This window comes from Nitrospirillum amazonense, from assembly GCF_029594735.1.
Classification (GTDB): Bacteria; Pseudomonadota; Alphaproteobacteria; order Azospirillales; family Azospirillaceae; genus Nitrospirillum; species Nitrospirillum amazonense.
Map to the genome: position 1 here is coordinate 325,749 of NZ_JARPAF010000002.1, position 19,948 is coordinate 345,696.

At 66.1% G+C, this 19,948-nt stretch carries 17 protein-coding genes and 1 riboswitch; of the genes, 2 read left to right on the top strand and 15 right to left on the bottom strand.

What is annotated here, in order from left to right; genetic code table 11:
• Window positions 1–425: 425 nt before the first annotated feature.
• From P5F91_RS07560 to metZ, 9 genes are all read right to left on the bottom strand, one after another.
• Entirely contained in the window at window positions 426–980 is a 555-nt protein-coding gene (locus P5F91_RS07560; RefSeq protein WP_004271492.1) for a NifU family protein, read from the bottom strand.
• Window positions 981–1,352: 372 nt separating this feature from the next.
• Window positions 1,353–1,865, bottom strand: a complete 513-nt coding sequence (locus tag P5F91_RS07565) for a universal stress protein (protein WP_145610827.1) — start codon at window positions 1,863–1,865, stop codon at window positions 1,353–1,355.
• Between the two features lie 42 nt (window positions 1,866–1,907).
• On the bottom strand, window positions 1,908–2,654 hold the full coding sequence (locus P5F91_RS07570; protein ID WP_246134391.1) for a TIGR02186 family protein: 747 nt from the start codon (window positions 2,652–2,654) through the stop codon (window positions 1,908–1,910).
• Window positions 2,651–3,574: a sulfite exporter TauE/SafE family protein gene (locus tag P5F91_RS07575; RefSeq protein WP_145610826.1), complete on the bottom strand. Its 924-nt coding sequence runs from the start codon at window positions 3,572–3,574 to the stop codon at window positions 2,651–2,653. The genes P5F91_RS07570 and P5F91_RS07575 overlap by 4 nt, the downstream gene beginning before the upstream one ends.
• Window positions 3,575–3,723: 149 nt before the next feature.
• Window positions 3,724–4,722, bottom strand: a complete 999-nt coding sequence (gene trpS / locus P5F91_RS07580; protein ID WP_145610825.1) for a tryptophan--tRNA ligase — start codon at window positions 4,720–4,722, stop codon at window positions 3,724–3,726.
• A 114-nt stretch (window positions 4,723–4,836) separates the two neighbouring features.
• Complete coding sequence (murJ, locus tag P5F91_RS07585) at window positions 4,837–6,393, bottom strand: murein biosynthesis integral membrane protein MurJ (RefSeq protein ID WP_145610824.1); 1,557 nt, start codon at window positions 6,391–6,393, stop codon at window positions 4,837–4,839.
• A 177-nt stretch (window positions 6,394–6,570) separates the two neighbouring features.
• On the bottom strand, window positions 6,571–9,408 hold the full coding sequence (locus P5F91_RS07590; RefSeq protein ID WP_145610823.1) for a [protein-PII] uridylyltransferase: 2,838 nt from the start codon (window positions 9,406–9,408) through the stop codon (window positions 6,571–6,573).
• A 360-nt stretch (window positions 9,409–9,768) separates the two neighbouring features.
• On the bottom strand, window positions 9,769–10,383 hold the full coding sequence (locus tag P5F91_RS07595; RefSeq protein ID WP_050897889.1) for a hypothetical protein: 615 nt from the start codon (window positions 10,381–10,383) through the stop codon (window positions 9,769–9,771).
• 193 nt (window positions 10,384–10,576) lie between these two features.
• The gene (metZ, locus tag P5F91_RS07600) at window positions 10,577–11,785 is read right to left on the bottom strand and encodes an O-succinylhomoserine sulfhydrylase (RefSeq protein ID WP_277906930.1); all 1,209 of its coding nucleotides are present in this window, start codon (window positions 11,783–11,785) and stop codon (window positions 10,577–10,579) included.
• A 59-nt stretch (window positions 11,786–11,844) separates the two neighbouring features.
• Window positions 11,845–11,922, bottom strand: a riboswitch (SAM riboswitch).
• A gap of 265 nt (window positions 11,923–12,187) precedes the next feature.
• Here metZ and secB point away from each other — a divergent pair.
• Window positions 12,188–12,715, top strand: a complete 528-nt coding sequence (gene secB / locus P5F91_RS07605; protein WP_050897888.1) for a protein-export chaperone SecB — start codon at window positions 12,188–12,190, stop codon at window positions 12,713–12,715.
• 70 nt (window positions 12,716–12,785) lie between these two features.
• Here secB and P5F91_RS07610 read toward each other — a convergent pair whose 3' ends face one another.
• The 6 genes from P5F91_RS07610 to hemE form a co-directional block, all read right to left on the bottom strand.
• Window positions 12,786–13,268, bottom strand: a complete 483-nt coding sequence (locus P5F91_RS07610; RefSeq protein ID WP_277906931.1) for a hypothetical protein — start codon at window positions 13,266–13,268, stop codon at window positions 12,786–12,788.
• A complete protein-coding gene (locus P5F91_RS07615) occupies window positions 13,258–13,863 on the bottom strand; it encodes a response regulator transcription factor (protein ID WP_145610820.1) in 606 nt (201 codons plus the stop codon). Before P5F91_RS07615 ends, P5F91_RS07610 begins: the two co-directional genes overlap by 11 nt.
• Before the next feature lie 275 nt (window positions 13,864–14,138).
• Window positions 14,139–15,401: a transcription termination factor Rho gene (gene rho / locus P5F91_RS07620; RefSeq protein ID WP_004271485.1), complete on the bottom strand. Its 1,263-nt coding sequence runs from the start codon at window positions 15,399–15,401 to the stop codon at window positions 14,139–14,141.
• A gap of 392 nt (window positions 15,402–15,793) precedes the next feature.
• The gene (hemJ, locus tag P5F91_RS07625; protein WP_145610819.1) at window positions 15,794–16,222 is read right to left on the bottom strand and encodes a protoporphyrinogen oxidase HemJ; all 429 of its coding nucleotides are present in this window, start codon (window positions 16,220–16,222) and stop codon (window positions 15,794–15,796) included.
• Between the two features lie 40 nt (window positions 16,223–16,262).
• Complete coding sequence (hemH, locus tag P5F91_RS07630; RefSeq protein ID WP_277906932.1) at window positions 16,263–17,372, bottom strand: ferrochelatase; 1,110 nt, start codon at window positions 17,370–17,372, stop codon at window positions 16,263–16,265.
• Between the two features lie 83 nt (window positions 17,373–17,455).
• Complete coding sequence (gene hemE, locus P5F91_RS07635; RefSeq protein WP_422394473.1) at window positions 17,456–18,517, bottom strand: uroporphyrinogen decarboxylase; 1,062 nt, start codon at window positions 18,515–18,517, stop codon at window positions 17,456–17,458.
• 496 nt (window positions 18,518–19,013) lie between these two features.
• On the opposite strand from hemE, the gene P5F91_RS07640 reads away from it, so the two are divergent.
• The gene (locus P5F91_RS07640; RefSeq protein WP_050897886.1) at window positions 19,014–19,946 is read left to right on the top strand and encodes a pyruvate, water dikinase regulatory protein; all 933 of its coding nucleotides are present in this window, start codon (window positions 19,014–19,016) and stop codon (window positions 19,944–19,946) included.
• Window positions 19,947–19,948: the final 2 nt, after the last annotated feature.

A 19,948-nucleotide genomic window follows, 5' to 3' on the forward strand; every position in this document is an offset into this window, starting at 1 on the left:
CCGGACGCCAGCTCAGCGAGGGTTAACGGGAACACCGCGAAAACCATCACGAGCACGGAACCAATAGCCAGCCAGCGCTGCGCGGGAATCCCCGCAGTGTCGACCTTCGCCATTAATGAATGCTCCGAACAGTTACCGAGGAACGTCCAGACGCCCGCCCCATCGATCGCGTCCACAGCTCAGGGACATAGGGCGATCGGGGTACGCGTCCATGGGACGTTTGTGCTGCCGGAAATCAAATCCGGGATAATCCGTTCAGCCATACCCAATGGGCCCGCCACTATGTGGGCCATTCTCCAGGCCGGCATGGCTGCACGGCAACTTACACCGTCGGGGGGACGCGTCTCTGTCGGTCCCAAATCCCATCAGGTGCCGCCCACCAAACATCCTCCCCGTTCCGATCCGGGGGGTGGGCGGCGCGCATACTAGCGGGCAGCGCGCACTTCGACAACCTCAGGAATGTAGTAACGCAGCATGTTTTCGATGCCGGCCTTCAATGTCGCGGTCGAGCTGGGGCAACCCGCGCACGAACCCTTCATGGTCAGGTAGACCACGCCCTTGTCGAAACCGTGGAAAGTGATGTCGCCACCATCCTGCGCCACGGCCGGACGCACGCGGGTGTCCAGCAATTCCTTGATCTGGGTGATGATCTCGGAATCTTCTTCTTCGCCTTCGCTGTGGCCGTCTTCCGCTTCGTCCAGCAGGACGGGGCGTTCGGCGGCGAAATGTTCCATGATCCGGCCCAGGATCTGGGGCTTCAGCGTGAACCAATCCTGGCTCCCACCCTTGGTGACGGTGACGAAATCACCGCCCAGGAAGACCCGTTCCACGCCGTCGACATCGAACAGCGCTTGCGCCAGCGGAGAGCGGTCGGCGGCCGTCCGGTCGGCGAAATCGGCCGTTCCCCGCGCCAACACCTCCCGGCCCGGAATGAACTTCAGGGTGGCCGGATTGGGGGTGTCCTCGGTCTGGATGAACATTCGGAAAACCTTGAAAGACAACACGGAAATGCGGATTTAAAATACGGCAGCGCGCCGTATGTGCACCAGCATTTTAGCCAAAATGGGGCGACTGTCCGCCAATATCAAGGCGTCCCGTCACAGACCCGGTCTGCGCGACCCCGCGCCGGGACTGGCACGGCCGCAAAACAAGCCGCGAAAACCCTCGGAAATGGCCGGAATTAGTGCCCCTGGCGACGCGAGGCCGCGCCCGCGATTGCGAGCGCCGGCGGATTTTAAAAGATCGGATTTTCAAAAGCGGAATGACCGCCATCACCGCTTTTAAAAATCCTGGTCACAGTTTTAAAACAGGCCGCCCGCCCATATCGCAAACGCAAGAATATCGGCCGCGCCTCAGGTGATCAAATCCAGCTGCAGGTCATTCAGCGAGCCGGGAACGATGGTGATGGGGATGCGCAGCGTGCCGGACATCTTGCCCACGATATAGGTGATGAGGGGGCCGGGCCCGGCGGTGCCGGTGCCGGCAGCCAGCACCAGGATGGAGATGGTGGGTTCCTCCGCGATCAGGGCCAGCAGCTCGTCGCGGGTGTCGCCCTCGCGCAGATAGATCGCCGGGGGGGAGCCGCAGATGTCCACCACGTCGCGGGCCAAGCGCTGCAGCAGCTGCTCCGCCTCCTCCCGCCGTTCCTGGCGCATCAGGTCCTCCACCGCGGCCCAGTGCTGGAAGTCGCCCGGCTCGATGCAGTGCATCAGGGCCACGCGGCCGCCAGTGCTGCGGGCCCGCCGGGCGGCGTAGTGCAGGGCGACGGTCATTTCTTCCGTTTCGTCCACCACCACCAGGAAGATGCGGGTCTGGCAGGCGGCGGGAGCGGCGCTAGGCGCGGAGGTGGGATCTTCGGTGGACATGGGACGCGGCACCCCTCTGCTCAACGGTTGAAAGAATGGGCCTCAGCCCTTGCGGAAGACGCTGCCGGCCAGCCAGCCGGCGCCCACCGCCAACAGCACGCCCAGCAGGCCATAGGCCAGGCCGTTGTGCTGAGCGAAGTCGAAGATGTCGGCGGAGAAGCCGATCTTGCTGACGGCCAGCGGCGTGGTCTGAGCCCCCACCACGTCCTGGTTGCGGATGAGGTAGACGCTGACGGTGTACAACCCGATCGGCACGTTGGCCGGAAAGCTGATCGAGGTGCGGAACAGGCGCTGGCCCAGGAAGACCACCTCCCCCACCTCGGTGCCGTACAGCCCCTCGCGCTGCTTGTTGCGGATCAGGGCGGCGCGGAATTCCGCCACCGTGGCCGCGTCGACATCGGCGCGCGGCAGCATGCGCACATGATCAAGCCCGATTTCGTGGCGCTGGGCAACCGCCGGCGGCAGCAACGCATCCAGCGGCTTGTTGCTGGCGACGCCGTAGAAGCCGGGGACATGGGAGAATTTCAGGGTCTCATTATTGATCCAGATGCCGGCCATGCGGTCCTTGCGCCGCACGGTCTGCGAGGTTTCCGGCCCCTCGATCACCACGGCGACATCGCCCGGCTGGTCGATGGCGCCGAACAGCACAACGTCGGTGCCGGTGAAGCCGGTGGTGATGGCGATCAAGTGGCTGGACAGGTCGGCCACCAGGGTCTGGGCCCGCACCGGGGTCCAAATTGCCAGCAACGCCAGCACGGCCATCGCCCCGCCCCAGCGCCGCGCCCTCATTTCGGGCCCGCCGTGGTGGTGATGGAATAGAGGTCGTCCGGCGTCAGCACCAGGTCCACCGCCAGCTTGACGGCCACCCCCAGCACGGTCAGGGCCAGCAGGGCGCGGGCCTGTTCACCCTTGAGATAGCCGCTGGCGCGCGAGCCCAGCTGGGCCCCCAGCACGCCGCCGATCAGCAGCATCATGGCCAGCAGGATGTCGACCGTGTGGTTGGTGGCGGCCTGCAGCACGGCCGCCACGCCCGTGGTCAGGATGATCTGCAATAGCGAGGTACCGGCCACCAGGGTGGTGGGCATGCCCAGGATGTAGATCATGGCAGGCACCAGCAGGAAGCCGCCGCCGATGCCCATGATGGCCACCAGCACGCCCCCGATGAAGCCGATGCCCACCGGCAGCAGCACGCTGATGTACAGGCGCGAGCGGGGGAAGCGCATCTTGAACGGCAGGCCGTGCAGCCAGGTATGGTGGTGCAGCTTGCCCCGCGTCGCCCCCTTGCGCCGGCCACGGAACAGGGCGCGCACGCTTTCCATCAGCATCAGCCCGCTGATGCCGCCCAGGAAGATGACGTAGGACAGGGAGATGACGAGGTCGATATGGCCCAGCCGCTGCAGCATGCCGAACAGCATGACGCCCAGCACGGTGCCGACGATGCCGCCGGCCTGCATCACCAGGCCCAGCTTCACATCCACGTTGCGCTTGCGCCAATGGTACATGACGCCGGAGACGCCGGCCCCCACCAGCTGGTTGGCCTGGGTGCCCACCGCCACCGCCGGCGGCACGCCGATGAAGATCAAGAGCGGCGTCATGAGGAAGCCGCCGCCCACGCCGAACAGGCCCGACAGGAAGCCGACCATGGCCCCCAAGCCCAGGACCCAGAAGACGTTGACCGACATCTCGGCGATCGGCAGATAGATTTGCATGGGACCCTTAAGGCGTGCCGGCCACGGGTCCAACTCTACCCGAGCGGCGGCACGCGGGCCATGGGCCTTGCCGCCGCGCCCAAAGAAAAACGGCACGGGGGAACGGGCCCCATGCCGTTGATCTCAAAGCACCGGAACCTCTGCGCGGCTTAGGGCCGCAGCAATCCCACGATGTCCTTCACTTCTGCCATGGTCCGGGCCGCGATCTCGTTGGCCTTGTCGGCCCCCTTGCGCAGGATCCGATCCAGCTCGGCCGGGTCGGCCAGCAGCTCGTTCATCTTGGTCGTGATGGGTGACAGCTTGGCCACCGCCAGGTCGCACAGATCGGCCTTGAAGGCGGAGAAGGTGGCACCGGCGTGGCGGGACAGGGCGTCCTGCTTGGAGATGTTCTCCAGCGCCGCGTAGATGGTGACCAGGTTGTCGGCCTCGGCCCGCTTGGCCAATTCCTCCAGCGTGGCCGGCAGCGGCTCCGGATCGGTCTTGGCCTTGCGGATCTTCAGGGCGATGGCGTCGGCGTCGTCCGTCAGGTTGATGCGGCTGTAATCGGACTCGTCCGACTTGCTCATCTTCTTGGTGCCGTCGCGCAGGCTCATCACCCGGGTCGCCTCACCCAGGATTTGCGGTTCCGGCAGGGGGAACACGTCCTTCTCATAGAAGCGGTTGAAAGCGCCGGCGATGTCGCGGGCCAGTTCCAGGTGCTGCTTCTGGTCCTCGCCCACCGGCACGTGGGTCGCCTTGTACAGCAGGATGTCGGCGGCCATCAGCACGGGATAGGCGTAAAGGCCCAGGGCCGCCATGTCCTTCTGCTTGCCCGCCTTCTCCTTGAACTGGGTCATGCGGTTCAGCCAGCCCATGGGGGTGTGGCAGGAGAAGATCCAGGCCAATTCGGAATGGCCCGACACGGCCGATTGGTTGTAGATCAGATTACGGTCGGGATCGATGCCGGCGGCGATGTAGGCGGCGGCCACGGCGCGGATGTTCTTCGTCAGCGTCGGCGCGTCCTGCGGCAGCGTCAGGGCGTGCAAATCCACGACACAGAAGATGCATTCATACTGGTCCTGCAAGGCCACCCAGTTCCGCAGCGCGCCCAGGTAATTGCCGAGATGGAGCAGGCGGGTCGGCTGCATGCCGGAGAAGATGCGGTTCATGGATATGGCCTTGGCAGGAAGATAAAACCGGATGGCGAAAGTAGGGCCCCGGCCCCCTGGCGGTCAAGCCGGGCCGGGCGGACCCCTCACTTCCGCTCCCTCACTTCCGCCCCCTTACTTCCGTCTACGCCGCAGGCGCGCCAGGAAGTCGGAAATGACGACGCCGCGCAGGGCCACCACGGCGATGCCGTAGACCACGAGGCCCGCCGTCACCAGCGCCGCCAGCGCCGGCACGCGCACCCAGACGCTGTCCACGAAATACGGATCCAGCACCGTCGCCAGGGGGATCAGGCAGCCCGCCATGACCAGGCTGGCCGCCAGGATGCGCGGCGCCCGGGTCAGCAGCTGGCGGTCCAGCCGCAGCCAGCCACGCCGGGCCAGCGACAGGGCCAGCAGGCTGATGTTGCCCCAGGCAGTAATGGTGCTGGCGAGCGCGATGCCGACATGGGCCAGTGGCGTGTACAGCGCCAGCACCGTGGCCAGGACCATGTTGCCCACCAGGGTGGCGATGGCGATGCGCATGGGGGTGCGCGTGTCCTGGTGGGCGAAATAAATGGCCGTCAGCACCTTGGACGCGACATAGGCCGGGATTCCGGGGGCGTAGACGGCCAGCGCCAGAGCGGTCTGGTGCGCCTCCGCCAGACCGAAGCGGCCGCCATGGAACAGCGCCTTATAGATGGGCTCCGGCACCAGACCCAGGGCGAAGGCCGCCGGCAGGGCCAGTAACAGGCCGAACTCGATGCCCCGGCTGACATGGTGGTCGATGGCGTCCCGCTCCCCGCCCTGGACATGCCGGGACAGGGTGGGCAACAGGGCGGTGCCGATGGCGATGCCGATGACGCCCAGCGGCAGCTGGTTCAGGCGGTCGGCATAATAAAGGTAGGAGATCGAACCCGAGGGCAGCAGCGAGGCGACGTGCGTGCCGATGATCAGGTTGATCTGGATGACGCTGGCGCTGATGGCGCCCGGCACCATCTGGCGAAACAGGCGCTTCAGGTCCGGCGTCAGGCGCGGCCAGGTGATGCGCAGCGCCACCCCCGCCCGATGGCAGGACACCGCCAGCCAGATCATCTGCACCATGCCGGAAATGGTGAGGCCCCAGGCCTGGCCCAGGTTGGCCTCCAGATGCAGCCAGACGGTGCAGCCCAGGGCCGCGATCATGCAGATGTTGAAGGCGATAGGCGCCGCCGCCCCTGGCGCGAACCGGCCCAGGGCGTTCAGCACGCCGGTCTGCAGGGCGGTGATGGAGATGAACATCAGGTAGGGGAAGGTGATGCGCCCCAGCTCCACCAAGCGAGAAAAGTGCTGCGGCTGGTCGGCGTAGCCACTGGCCAAGCCCAGCATCACCCAGGGCATGGCCATCATCACCAATGCTGTGATGGGCAGCAGCACCAGCACCATGAAGGACAGCGCCTGGTCGGCGAACCGGTCCGCCGGCCCCCGCCCCCGCGCCTTGAGGTCGGCCGAGTACATGGGCACGAAGGACACCGTGAAGGCCCCCTCCGCGAACATGGAACGGAAGTAGTTGGGCAGGCGCTGCGCCACGATGAAGATGTCGGCCGACACCCCCGCGCCGAGCACCCAGGCGGTCAGCAGGTCACGGATGAACCCGCCGACGCGGGAGATGAGGGTGAGGCCGCCGACGGTGGCGGTAGCGCGCGCGAAGCTCATGGTGCTGGCGCATTATCCGAAAACAGGCGCAGGCGCCAGTTTTCATGTTCCCTCAGGCACCGGGCGGCGGCACCCGCCGGCTTTGCTTCCTCGCCTTTCAGTCCGCTGACGCTCCCCGAAAAGCTCCGGCGGCCCCGGTCGGGGCCTATTGGAAAAAGAGACACCGCCTGGAGGGCCTTACTCAGCCGCCGCCGCGGTGCGGCGCCGGGCAGCCGGCTTGGCCTTGGGCTGTTCCGCCGCCGGATCGGGGTCGTCCAGCACGGCCAGCAGTTCCTTACGGATCTGGGTCAGCTTGGCCTCGTGCGCCACCTTCAGGCCGAAGATGTCCTTCACATAGAAGACGTCGACGGCCGCGTTGCCGTAGGTCGAGATCTTGGCCGAGGCGATCTGCAGGTTCAGCGCTGTCAGGGCCCGGGTCAAGTCATACAGCAGGCCCGGCCGGTCACGGCCGTTGACCTCGATGACGGTGTAGCCGGCGCTGGCCTTGTTATCGACCAGCACGCGTGGCGGCACCCGGAACACGCGGGTGCGCGACGGCAGGGGCGAGGCGCGTTTGGCCAATTCCGGCGCCAGCTTGATGTCGCCGGCCAGCGCCTTTTCCACCGAAGACTTCAGCCGTGTGCGCTTTTCCCCGCTGTCGAAGCGGGCGCCGCTGGGCCCGGCCCCCTGCAGGGAGAAGACATCCAGCGCCATGCCGTTGGTCATGGTGGTGATGCGGGCGTCGACGATGTCGCCGCCGGCCAGCGCCATGGCCCCCGCCAGGCGGGAGAACAGGCCGGCATGGTCGGCGGTGTAGATCGTCACCTCGGTCACCGAGCGGCCGGGGTCGTAACGGGTCTCGATGGTCAGCGGCGCCTGCCTGGTTTCCGCGTCGTGGATCAGGCGGGCGTGCTGGGCCAGGGTGGGCGGGTCGAAGGCCAGCCAGTAGTTGGGATAGCCCAGGGCCAGGTGATGGTCGATGTCGGCCGGGGTCCAGTCGGGCAGCTGCGCGCGCAGAGCCGCTTGCGCGTTCGCGATGCGCGCCTCGCGGCCATCGGCGCCAACGACGCCGCCGGACATCATTTCCTCCGCCCGCCAGTACAGCTGGCGCAGCAGCGTGGCCTTCCAGTTGTTCCAGCGGCCGGGACCCACGGCGCGGATGTCGGCCACGGTCAGGACCAACAGCAGCTTCAGGCGTTCCGGCGACTTCACGATGTCGACGAAATCGCGGATGGTCTTCTCGTCATCCAGGTCGCGCTTGAAGGCGACGATGGACATGGTCAGGTGCTGGCGCACCAGCCAGGCCACCGTCTCCGTCTCCTCCTCCGTCATGCCCAGGCGCGGGCACAGCTTTTCCGCCACCTTGGCGCCCAGTATGGAATGGTCGCCGCCCCGGCCCTTGGCCACGTCGTGCAGCAGCAGGGCCACCGACAGGGCACGCTTGGAACTGAGGGTATGGATGACCTCGCAGGCCAGCGGCACCTCGTCCTTCAGGTTGCCTTTGTCGATGTCGTGCAGGATGCCCATGGCAAACAGCGTGTGCTCGTCCACGGTGAACATGTGGTACATGTCGTATTGCATCTGCGCCACGACCCGGCCGAAATCCGGCAGGAAACGGCCCAGCACCCCGGCCTCGTTCATGCGGCGCAGCGTGACCTCGGGGTCCTTGCGCGAGCCCAGGATTTCCAGGAACAGCCGGTTGGCCTCCGGATCGTTGCGCACCTTGGGGCCCAGGGTGGAGATGGAGCGCGCGAGCGCCCGCAACGCCTTGGGATGGATGTCCAGGTTGTGCCACTGCGCCACGCGGAACAGGCGCACCATGTCCACCGGCTTGTCGCGGAAATGTCGCTCGTCGCGGATGCTGAGGCGACCGTTGTCGATGACGAAGCCTTCCAGCTCGCTGGGCTTCAGACGCCGCAGGAAGGCGAAGCGGGGCGGCCGCTGGCTTTCCTGTTCCAGTGTGGCGCAGAGGATGCGGGTGAGATCCCCCACGTCCTTGGCCATCAGGAAATAGTGCTTCATGAAGCGTTCGACGTCGCTGGTGCCAGCGTGGTCGGTGTAGCCCAGCCGCCGCGCCATCTCACCCTGCACGTCGAAGGTCAAGCGATCCTCGCCCCGGCCGGTCAGGTAGTGCAGGTGACAGCGGCAGGTCCACAGGAAGTTCTGCGCCTTGGCGAAGCGCTGCGCCTCCTCGGCCAGCAGCACGCCGTTGGCCACCAGATCCTTCACCTTGTCGACCTGATAGACGTACTTGGCGATCCAGAACAGGGTCTGCAGGTCGCGCAGGCCACCCTTGCCCTCTTTCACGTTCGGTTCCAGCACATAGCGGCTGTCGCAGAACTTCAGGTGGCGGCTGTCGCGCTCGGCCAGCTTGGCCTCGATGAAGGCGGGACCGGTGTTGGCCACCACCTCTTTGGTGAAGCGCTTGCGAAACTCCGCGTACAGCTTGTCGTCACCGTAGAGGAAGCGGGCCTCCAGCAGGCTGGTGCGGATGGTGATGTCGGCCAGGGCCTGGCGCACGCATTCATCCACCGAACGCACCGCGTGGCCGACCTTCAGCCCCATGTCCCACAGCAGGTAGAGGACGTATTCCACCACTTGCTCGATGCGCGGCGTGCGTTTGTAGGGCAGCAGGAACAACAGGTCGACGTCGGAGAAGGGCGCCATCTCCTTGCGGCCGTAGCCGCCGGTGGCCACCACGGCGAACTGCTCACCGCGCGTCGGGCCGGCGGTGGGGAAGACGCGGTGCAGGGCAAAGTCGGCCAGCGACACGACGATGGCGTCGGTCAGGGCCGTGGCCTCGCGCAGGCAAACCTCCCCCCGGCCGCCATTTTCCAGCCGGCGGCGGATGAGGGCACGGCCCTGGTCCAGCGTCTGGCGCATCAGGGCCAGGATGCCGGCGCGCAGGGCGTCCGGCCGCAGGTTGCCATCCGCCAAGTTGGCCATACGAGTGGTCAGCACCTCGGCCGTGGGCAGTGCCTCCGGCAAGGCGGCGTCATCCAGCGGGGTCGGGGCGGTTTTGGCGACAGGGGACATGGCGCGGCGAATCTCTGACAAAGCCCGGCGGTTCGGGCCGGCCGGGCGGGCACCATCCAGGGTCGGGGTACCAGCACCGCGGCTCCCGGGACGGACCGGGAGTATGGCACAAACTTTTTCCCACGCATCACCCCATGCGCGGCCCGATGCCTTCGCTAGCCGTTTGCCCCCGGACTCCTTTCCGGGCCCAGCCTTTTTCTCGTCGATCACCGCGGCGTCATCGGTTCCCGATGTGCCCCCACCCCTGCCCATATGTCCCATGGCGGCCTCCCGGATATTGTTGTTCCGTTTTCAGGCTTCAGGCTGACTTGGTCCTGACGCGCGCCCCTCCCTGTCTTCGGGCGCACGCTTTACGCCGGTTTATCCCGCCCCCTCCATGCCCCGGCGCGGCAGCAGTCGCGGCACCAGCGACAAACGGCGGGCGTTGGCCGAGGCGGCGCGGTGGATGGGCGCGAGGCCCAGACCGCCCAGGCGACTGGTGGCATGGCTGAAACGGGTGAAGGCGCCGGTGGCGGCGCGCAGGGTGGAGGTGACCAGGCGGCGCTCCGCCGTCACCCAGTCCCCGGGATGCCAGGATGACCAGGCGGCGCGGGCGAATTCACCCAGCGCGTCGACCTGATGGTCGCGCCAGCGCCACCATGCGTCGTGGAAGGCGCGCATGCCCCCCACCAGGGCCAAGGCGGAGTCCGTGAAGGCCTCGACCTTTTCGCGGCCCATGCGTTCGAATTCGGGATTGGTGCCCAGCGCCACCGGGTCGCCACCGGTCTGGGCCAGCAGGCCCAGCCGCGCGGTGATGGTGTGGGCGGAGGCGAAGGCGGTCTCATGCACCCGGGTCGCCACCCGGTCCAGTTCCACCTGGGCCCGTTTCAAATGCATGGCCTCCGGCGTGCCGGGAATGACCATGCCGATGCGCCCCTTGCCCGCCCTTTTGGCCGGACGCGGGGCGGTGGGGTAAGGGATATGCCGATCCGGCATGGTGAGCGCTCCCTTATGTTGCGCCGCGATAGTGCGCTGCAACATTATGGGAAACGCTTCGCCGCGTCCATAAAGTAAGTGGGAACCGGCCCTCGATCCAAAGTCTAAGGACCGCTACGGGGTAGAGTATCGGCCGCCCGGTGTAAGGGCGGCACGGGGCAAAACCCGCACCGCCGCCCACTTGGGCAGTACCTCAGCCGACAGCGGCGGCCAGACCGGCGGCCAGATCGTCGCGCAGGTCGTCCGCGTCCTCCAGTCCCACGGAGAAACGCAGGGTGCCGGGGCTGATGCCCACCTTGGCCTTTTCCTCATCGGTCAGGCGCTGGTGGGTGGTGGTGGCGTTGTGGGTGATCAGGCTCTTGGCGTCGCCCAGGTTGTTGGAGATCTTGATGATCTTCAGCGCGTTCAGCAGGCGGAACGCCGCCGCCTTCCCGCCCCTGACGTCGAAGGTGACCAGGGTGCCGCCGGCCTTCATCTGGCGCATGGCCAGTTCATGCTGCGGGTGGCTGGGCAAGCCGGGGTACAGCACCGTCTCCACCGCCGGGTGGCTTTCCAGGAATTGGGCCAGCGCCAGGGCAGAGGCGGCCTGAGCGTTGACGCGCAGTTCCAGCGTCTCCAGGCCCTTCAGCAGCACCCAGGCGTTGAAGGGGCTCATGGACGGGCCGGTGTGACGCAGGACGGGGGAGATCAGGGCCGCCACCTCGTCATCGCACAGCACGGCACCGCCCAGGCAGCGGCCCTGGCCATCGATATGCTTGGTGGCGGAATAGACGACCACGTCGGCGCCCATGTCCTTGGGGCGCTGCAGCACCGGGGTGGCGAAGACGTTGTCGACCACCACGCGGGCACCGGCCTTGTGCGCCAGGTCGGCCACGGCCGCCACGTCCACCACCTGCATGGTGGGGTTGCTGGGGCTTTCCAGGAAGACGACGGTGGCCGGGGTGGACAGGGCTTCTTCCCACTGCTTCAGGTCGGTGCCCTCCACGAGGGTGCACTGGATGCCGTAGCGCGGTGCCAGATCCTTGATGATGTAGAGACAGGAGCCGAACAGCGCGTGCGGCGCCACCACCCGGTCACCGGCCTTCAGCAGGCCCATGACCGCCAGGTTGACGGCCGCCATGCCGCTGGCCGTGGCGATACAGCGGGCAAACCCCTCATAGCCGGCCAGCCGTTCCTCCAGCATGGCCACGGTGGGGTTGCGGAAGCGGGAATAGACGAAGCGCGAGCCGTCGTTGACGAAGGCGGCCTCGGCCTCCTCGGCACTGCCGTAGATGAAACCCGAGGTGAGGAACAGGGCTTCGGAGGTTTCCTCGAAGCCGCTGCGGCGGGTGCCGCCGTGCACCAACTGGGTACGGGGGCGCAAGGTGGCCGGGGAACTGGGATTGTCAGGCGTCTGGCCCATGGCCGTCACTCCGATAAGGCAACCGCGACCGGCAAAGGGCGGCAGCGTGGTCGGTGTACCTTATGTACGGCCCGACCTTTTAGCAGCTTATTTAGCGTGGCCTGCAAGCCGGTCAGCAAATCACCACGTGGATCGGTTTTAGGCCCGCCTCTGGGCAAGCGTCAACGGCCACCTTGTCATCGCGACAATGCGCCGGGCGGCTTGGCGCACGGTCCAGGGAACGGCCGGGGCGGCGGCCGATTACACCAGCAGGACGCGGTTTGCCTGGGGCGTCTGGAAGCGCCCCGGGGGCACTGGGGCCATAATGCCCGGTTGCCGGCCGGCCGCTTCCGTGCTAGTCCCGCGCGCGTCAGTCCGCGTCGGCGGAATAGCTGATTTGCTTTTACCGGGAGTCCCAGACCTATGTCCGATGAGACCAGCCTGAACGGCGCCGCCCCCAATGGGAGCACCGACGGCGGCAATGGCGCCACCGCCACTGAAGGCGCCGGCATGCTGCCGCTGGTGGTCAATGCCCAGTACGTCCGGGATCTGTCGTTCGAGAACCCGAACGCCCCCGCCAGCCTGATGAACGCCCAGCAGCCCAAGGTCGACCTGCAGGTCGATGTGCAGGCCCGCAACGTGGCGGAGAACGTGCACGAGGTGGCGCTGAACATCCGTGCCGAGGCCAGCCACGAAGGCCGCACCGCCTTCATCGTCGAGCTGTCGTACGCCGGCATCTTCTCCATGCCGCCCATGCCGCTGGACCAGACCCGCGCCGTGCTGCTGATCGAGGCGCCGCGCCTGCTGTTCCCCTTCGCCCGTTCCATCGTGTCGGATGCCGTTCGCGATGGCGGCTTCCCGCCGCTGATGCTGCAGCCCCTGGACTTCGTGGATCTCTATCGCCGCCAGGTGCTGGCGTCGGAGAAGCCGGAAGACATGGCCCAGGCCTGATCCCAAGGCCAGTCACTGACCAGGAGAGCCGCCCGGCGCCCCACGGCCCGGGCGGTTTTCTTTTGGGCTTTCAGCCGCGCGCGGCGCGAATAAGCGCGTCCACCGTCACGGCGTCGGCGCCGGCGGGTACGGCCACCAGGGGCAGGCCGTAAGCGCCCAGGCTGGACAGGGTTTCGGCCGTGCCGGCCACCACATCCCAATCGCTGGTGCTGGCCTTCAGCGCGCCGTGCGCCTCGCGCGCCGTGGCGGCCAGCGTCACCTCCAGCCCCAGGGTTTCCAAGGCGCCGGCCAGACGGGCCAGCGCGCCACCAACCAGCAGAACCCGGAGCGTGGAGACGGGGCGCTTGCGCGGCACCCTGGCCACCAGTTGCCGCGCCTCTTCCGCCGCGGCCAGGATACGGGCGGCGAAGTCCTGTTCCTGTCCGCCGGCGGGCAGGTCCGCCGCCAGCAGGGTGGAATAGCCGTGGATGGCCGTCAGCAGGTTGTTGAGGTCATGCAGGAAGGTGGCGGGAACCAGCCGGCCATCGGCATCCCCCTTGCCGTCAGCTGGCAATACCCATCTCCACCGCGCGCATCACCGCCTGGGTGCGGTTCTTGGCGCCCAGCTTGCGGCAGATGCCCCGCACGTGCAGCTTCACCGTCACTTCTTCCAGTTCCAGCGAACGCGCGATCTCCTTATTGGAGCGGCCTTGCAGAAGGTAGTCCAGCACCTCGCGCTCACGCCGGGTGAAGCTGGCGCCGTCGGCCGTGTCGGCGGTGTTGACGTCGGCCGGGATGAAGCGCTCTCCCGCCAGCATGGTCTGGATGGCGGACAGCAATTCCGTGGCACTCAGGGTCTTGGGCAGGAAACCGACGGCACCCCGGGTAAAGGCGCCCCGGATCTCATCCGGCCGGGCCAGGCCCGACATCAGCGCCACCTTCAGCAGGGGGAATTCGGTGCGCACGCGCTGCAGGCCGTCCAGTCCGTTCATCCCCGGCATGCGCAGGTCCAGGATCAGCAGGTCGATGGCCTTGTCCTGCCGCAGGGCGGCGACGGCCTCGTCCACGCTGGCGGCCCCTACGACGACCGCGCCCGGCGCCTGTCTTTCGATGTGAGAAGACAACGCGTCGCGCACCAGACCATGGTCATCGGCAATCAATAAGCGCATGTGAGACGACCCCCGCGGTTGCTCTATCCAAAAGGATAGACCAATAACCCCTGCTATTTGAACCTTTTTTCAGCGTCGGCAAGGGTTGCGCAAGCAGAAATTTCTTATCGAACGTAATGGAATGTGACCAGTTCTCAATTAAGCCGATGAAACCACGGAAAACCGTGGATCTTGGTTAATGCGCAGTTCATTTCCAAAACAGTGTTTTTACTGATAATAAAAAATGGTGCCATCGCACAGCAATGGCACCCTTGATATCAATACTGGAATTCTTCTTACTGGTTCATGCTCTCGAAGAATTCGGAATTCTGCTTGCTCTGCTTGAGCTTGTCGATCAGGAATTCCACCGCATCGGTGGCACCCATCGGGTTCAAGATACGGCGTAGGATCCACATCTTGGCCATGGTGCCCTTTTCCACCAGCAGCTCTTCCTTGCGGGTGCCCGACTTCTGGATGTCGATAGCCGGGAAGACGCGCTTGTCCGACAGCTTGCGGTCCAGGACGATTTCCGAGTTACCGGTGCCCTTGAACTCTTCGAAGATGACCTCGTCCATGCGCGAGCCGGTGTCGATCAACGCGGTGGCGATGATGGTCAGGCTGCCACCTTCCTCGATGTTGCGGGCGGCGCCGAAGAAGCGCTTGGGCCGCTGCAAGGCGTTTGCGTCCACACCGCCGGTCAGCACCTTGCCGGAAGACGGCACTACGGTGTTGTAGGCGCGGGCCAGGCGGGTGATGCTGTCCAGCAGGATGACAACGTCGCGCTTATGCTCGACCAAGCGCTTGGCCTTCTCCAGCACCATTTCCGTCACCTGGACGTGGCGGGTCGCCGGCTCGTCAAAGGTGGAGCTGATGACCTCGCCCCGGACGGAGCGGGCCATGTCGGTCACTTCTTCCGGACGCTCATCGATCAGCAGGACGATGAGGTAGACCTCGGGGTGGTTGGTGGCGATGGAGTGGGCGATGTTCTGCAACATCACCGTCTTGCCGGTGCGGGGCGGCGCCACGATCAGGGCGCGCTGGCCCTTGCCCAGCGGGGCCACCAGGTCGATGACCCGGGTGGTCATGTCCTTCTTGTTGCGGACCGGATCCTCGATTTCCAGTTTCAGCCGCTCTTCCGGATAGAGCGGGGTCAGGTTGTCGAAGTTGATGCGGTGACGCACCTTGTCGGGGTGGTCGAAGTTGATCGAGCCGACCTTCAGCAGGGCGAAGTAGCGCTCACCGTCCTTGGGCGAGCGGATCTGGCCTTCCACCGTGTCGCCGGTGCGCAGGCCGAAGCGGCGCACCTGGCTGGGACTGACGTAGATGTCGTCGGGGCCCGGCAGATAGTTGCTCTCGGGCGAGCGCAGGAAACCGAAGCCGTCCTGCAGAACCTCCAGCACGCCTTCGCCGAAGATCGGGACGTCGTTTTCGGCCAGCTGCTTCAGGATGGCGAACATCATGTCCTGCTTGCGCAGGGTGCCCGCGTTCTCGATCTGCAGCTCTTCCGCGAACGCCAGCAGCTCGGCGGGCGACTTGGCCTTTAACTCTTGGAGATTCATCTTCGTCCTGTCGAGAGCCCTGGGAATGATGACGACGGCTTGGCCGCCGGTCCCGGACTCATGGAATAGGGTGTGTAGGGTGGAAGGATGGCATCACCGGGGAAAAAGGACGGCGACACCGGGAGGGGAAGTTCGGGGAAATTGGCCTCACTGCGCCCATCCCGGGGAGGGGGGCGGGGATGCCTCACGAGTCAGGCGCCCGGATGACGAGGCGACTCGAAATCATCCCGACGTTACGGGCCTTGACCTGTTTCAGGATTAGTACAGGACCCGAGCCCAAGTCAAAGCAAAAAGACCCGAATCCCCAGGGCGCATTCGACCTAGGGCTAAATATCCCAGGTATACGCTGGAACTTAAACGCGCCGCTAACGGGCCGCACCCGTCATGGCCGGTCAGAACGGCCTGACGATGACCAGGATGACGATCAGGATCATCAGCAGGGTCGGCACCTCATTGGCCACGCGGAAGAAGCGCGGGGATTTGGTGTTGCGATCCTCCGCGAAGGCGCGGCGCCAGCGGGCCATGGCCATGTGCATGACGGTCATCAGCACCACCAGCGACAGCTTCGCGTGCAGCCAGCCCGCCCCCTTCAGCAGCCCTGGATCCAGGGTGATCATGGCCAGGCCGCAAGCCCAGGTCAGAATCATGGCCGGGTTCATGATGACACGCAGCAGACGCCGCTCCATGACCTTGAAGGTTTCCGACTGGGCGGATCCGGCGGGCGCGTCGCAGTGGTAGACGAACAGCCGGGGCAGGTAGAACAGCCCCGCCATCCAGGAAATGACGGCGATGACGTGGATGGCCTTGATCCAGAGGTACATGGGGATGCGCCCTGCCCTGTCTTTGAGGTCTTGGCGCCCCTTATGCCCCCGAGGCGGGCTGGGGGCAACCGGCTTTGCCGGCCGGACAGAGGCGCAGGCCGGTGCCGCACATCACCGGCCCGCCGGCGGTGCGGATCAGCGCCTGACGCACCAAGCCAGCCAAACCCAGGATGAAGGACGGTTCCACGCCCACCGCCGGTACGCGCACGAAGTAGGGAACGCCCACCTCCTTCGCCAGGTGGCGGTACTCATGCTCGATCTCCACCAAGGTTTCGGAGTGTTCGGAAACGAAGGCGATGGGGACCACCACCACCGGCACCCTGTCCTGGCCAGCGCGGCGGATCTCCTCATCCGTGGAGGGGCCGATCCACTTCATGGGGCCGACCCGGCTCTGGTAGCAGGAGACCCAATCGAGGTTCTCGACGCGCAGGGACTTCACCACCGCCTGGGCCGTGCGCTCGCACTGAAACTGATAGGGATCCCCGCCCTTCACCACCTTCTCCGGCAGGCCATGGGCGGAGAACAGGACGCGCGGCTTGCCATGGGGGGCGGCCTCTTCCAGGCCGGCGCGGATCAGCTTGGCCACGGCGGCGACGAAGCCCGGCTCATCCGGGTAGCAGCAGATGGAGCGTGAGGGTGCCGTCAGGCCCGCCGCCTTGGCGGCCCGCTGCCAATCCTTCAGGCTGGAGGCCGTGGTGGTGGTGGAGAACTGGGGGTAGAGGGGCAGCAGTACCAGCTCATCCGGTTCCCAATCCTTCACGTCATGCGCCACGGCGTCGCTGAAGGGGTGCCAATAGCGCATGCTGACGAACACCCGCACCGTGCCCGCGTCCCACAGCTGCTGCTCCAGCGCCTGGGCCTGAGCCAGGGTGTTGGGCAGCAGGGGCGAACCGCCACCTAGGGTCTGGTAGATGCCCTGGGCAACCTTGTCCCGCCGGCTGGAGATCAGGTGCGCCACCAGCTGGCGGAAAGGGGCGGGCAGACCAATGATGGCCGGATCGCGGAACAGGTTGTAGAGGAAGGGCCGCACCGCCTCCAGCCTGTCCGGCCCGCCGAGATTGAACAGGACGACGGCGATGCGGCGGGCGCGGGCGGCCTTGGGCGCCGCCGGGGTGTCGGGCGTGATCTCAGGAAGGGGCAGCGGGCTCATGGGGGCTCGGTAGCGGTCGGCGGGTCGTGTCGGCGCGGGCGGATACGGTCGCCCGCGCGCCTCGGATCATCGTACGAAACAGATCATCCCTGATTTAAGGACGGCCATTCCTGGATCAAGCGGGCCAGTTCCGCGACATGCTCGGGTGGGGTCTGCTGCACAATGCCGTGGCCCAGGTTGAAGATGAAGGGTCCCTTGCCCAGTGTCGACAGGATGTCCGTGGCGGCATGGTGCAGCGCGTCGCCGCCGGCCACCAGGGCCAGGGGATCCAGGTTGCCCTGGACGGGCACGCGGCTCTGCAGGGCGCTGGCGGCCCAGTCCGGCGGAACACTGGTGTCGAGGCTGACGGCGTCCACCCCCGTCTGCTCCACATACGCCTGGATACCGATCCCCGCCCCCCGCGGAAAGCCGATGACGGGCACCCCCGGATGCCTGTCCTTCAGAGCCTGCACGATGGTCCGGGTGGGGGCGATGGACCAGCGGGCGAATTCCGCCGGAGCCAGCGCACCGGCCCAGCTGTCGAACAGCTGCACCACCTCCGCACCCGCCCGGATCTGGGCAGACAGGTGGGTGACGGTGGTCTCGACCAGCAAATCGATCAGGCGCTGAAATCCCGCCGGATCCCGGTAAGCCCAGCCCTTGGCGTGCAGGAACTCCTTGGAGCCGGCCCCCTCAACCATATAGGTCGCGACGGTCCAGGGGCTGCCCGCGAAACCGATGAGCGTCACCGGATCCGGCAACGCCGCCCGGATACGCCGGACAGCCTCATAGACCGGTTCCGCCCACTCTTCCAGGCGGGCGACGTCCAGGCGATCCAGCCCGGCCTGGTCGCGGATGGGATCCAGGCGCGGCCCCTCCCCTTCGGCGAACCACACCTTCTGCCCCAGGGCGTGCGGCAGGATCAGGATGTCGGAAAACAGGATGGCGGCATCCATGCCATAGCGCCGGATGGGCTGCAGCGTCACTTCGGTCGCCAGATCCGGCTTCAGGCACAGGTCCAGGAAGCCGCCGGCCTGGGCCCGCACCTCACGGTATTCGGGCAGGTAGCGGCCGGCCTGGCGCATCAGCCAGAAGGGCGGACGGGGGGCGGTCTCACCCTTCAGGGTACGCAGCAGCAGGCGGTCCGGCCGGCTTTGGGGCTGGATCTGGGACAAGGCGGTCTCCATAGGGGCGCCGGCGCGATGGCGGCCGGGCCCGACGTTTTCCCACAGGCCCCTTTTTCTACTCTGATCTAATTTGAAAAAGGAATGGGGTGGTAGTTGGCCCTGTGGATAACGGGAATTCAAGATCATCCGTATTTCATACACAGCGTTCACGGGATCCCGCGCCGGCTCTTCAGGATGTGGATGATGCTGCGGGGTTTCTGGCCAGACCTTTGGAATGTTATAGATTCCATCAGGTCTGGGAATCCTGGGGATAAGTGGGCGGCGCCGGTCATCGCCCCCCGTTGTTCCAAGAGGTGACGGACCTTTATCCCGATGCGGGATTCCCTCTGCGTGGGATTCCAGGAAGCCTGTATGGAAAGGAAATGGGATCCCGGAACGACGGATTTTTCCCGGATTGTCCGCCGGTTTTCCCCAGATTCAGTTCACAGGCATTCAGTCCATAGGTATCCAGTCCGCATCTTCCCAGACCATCCCCATGTCCGTTGCCGGAGCGACGCCCTTGCCCCAGACGCCCCAAACCAAGGAATTCCACCTGCACCTGGTGTCCGACGCCACCGGCGAGACCATCAATTCCGTGGCGCGCGCCTGCGTCTCGCAGTTCGACCATGTCGAACCCATCGAGCATTTCTGGAATCTGGTTCGCACCGACCGGCAGCTGGAAATGGTGATCGACGGCATCCGCGATAATCCGGGGCTGGTCATGTTCACCCTGGTGAACGAGCGCCTGCGTCGCCGCCTGCAGGACACCTGCCGCGAGATCGGCATTCCCTGCGTGCCGGTACTGGACCATCTGATCAATTCGCTGGCCGCCTACCTTGGCTTGGAAAGCCAGAGCCAGCCGGGCCGTCAGCATGCCCTGGATGCGGAGTATTTCAGCCGCATCGACGCCATGGATTTCGCCCTGGGCCATGACGACGGTCAGACGGCGTGGGAGTTGCACCAGGCTGACGTCATTCTGGTGGGCGTTTCACGCACCTCAAAGACGCCGACCTGCATCTATCTGGCGAACCGCGGCATCAAGGCGGCCAACATTCCCTTCGTCCCCGGTTGCCCCCTGCCCCCTGAACTGGACCAGGTGTCGCGCCCCCTGGTGGTGGGCCTGACCAAGGACCCCGAGCGGCTGATCCAGATCCGCCGCAACCGCCTGCGCTTGTTGAACCAGGGCGAGGAAACCAGCTACGTCGATCCCGAGCAGGTCCGGTCGGAACTGTCGGAAGCGCGGCGGCTGTACAGCCGCAAGGGCTGGCCCGTCATCGATGTCACCCGCCGGTCGATCGAGGAGACGGCGGCCGAGATCCTCATGCTGCTGGCGCGCCGGCGTCCAGCGGGGGCCGAGCCCATCAACCCCGTGGGGGAGCCCGCGGAAGGTCCGCGCCTGTCCCCCCGCCCGCCCCATTCCGGAATGTGAGT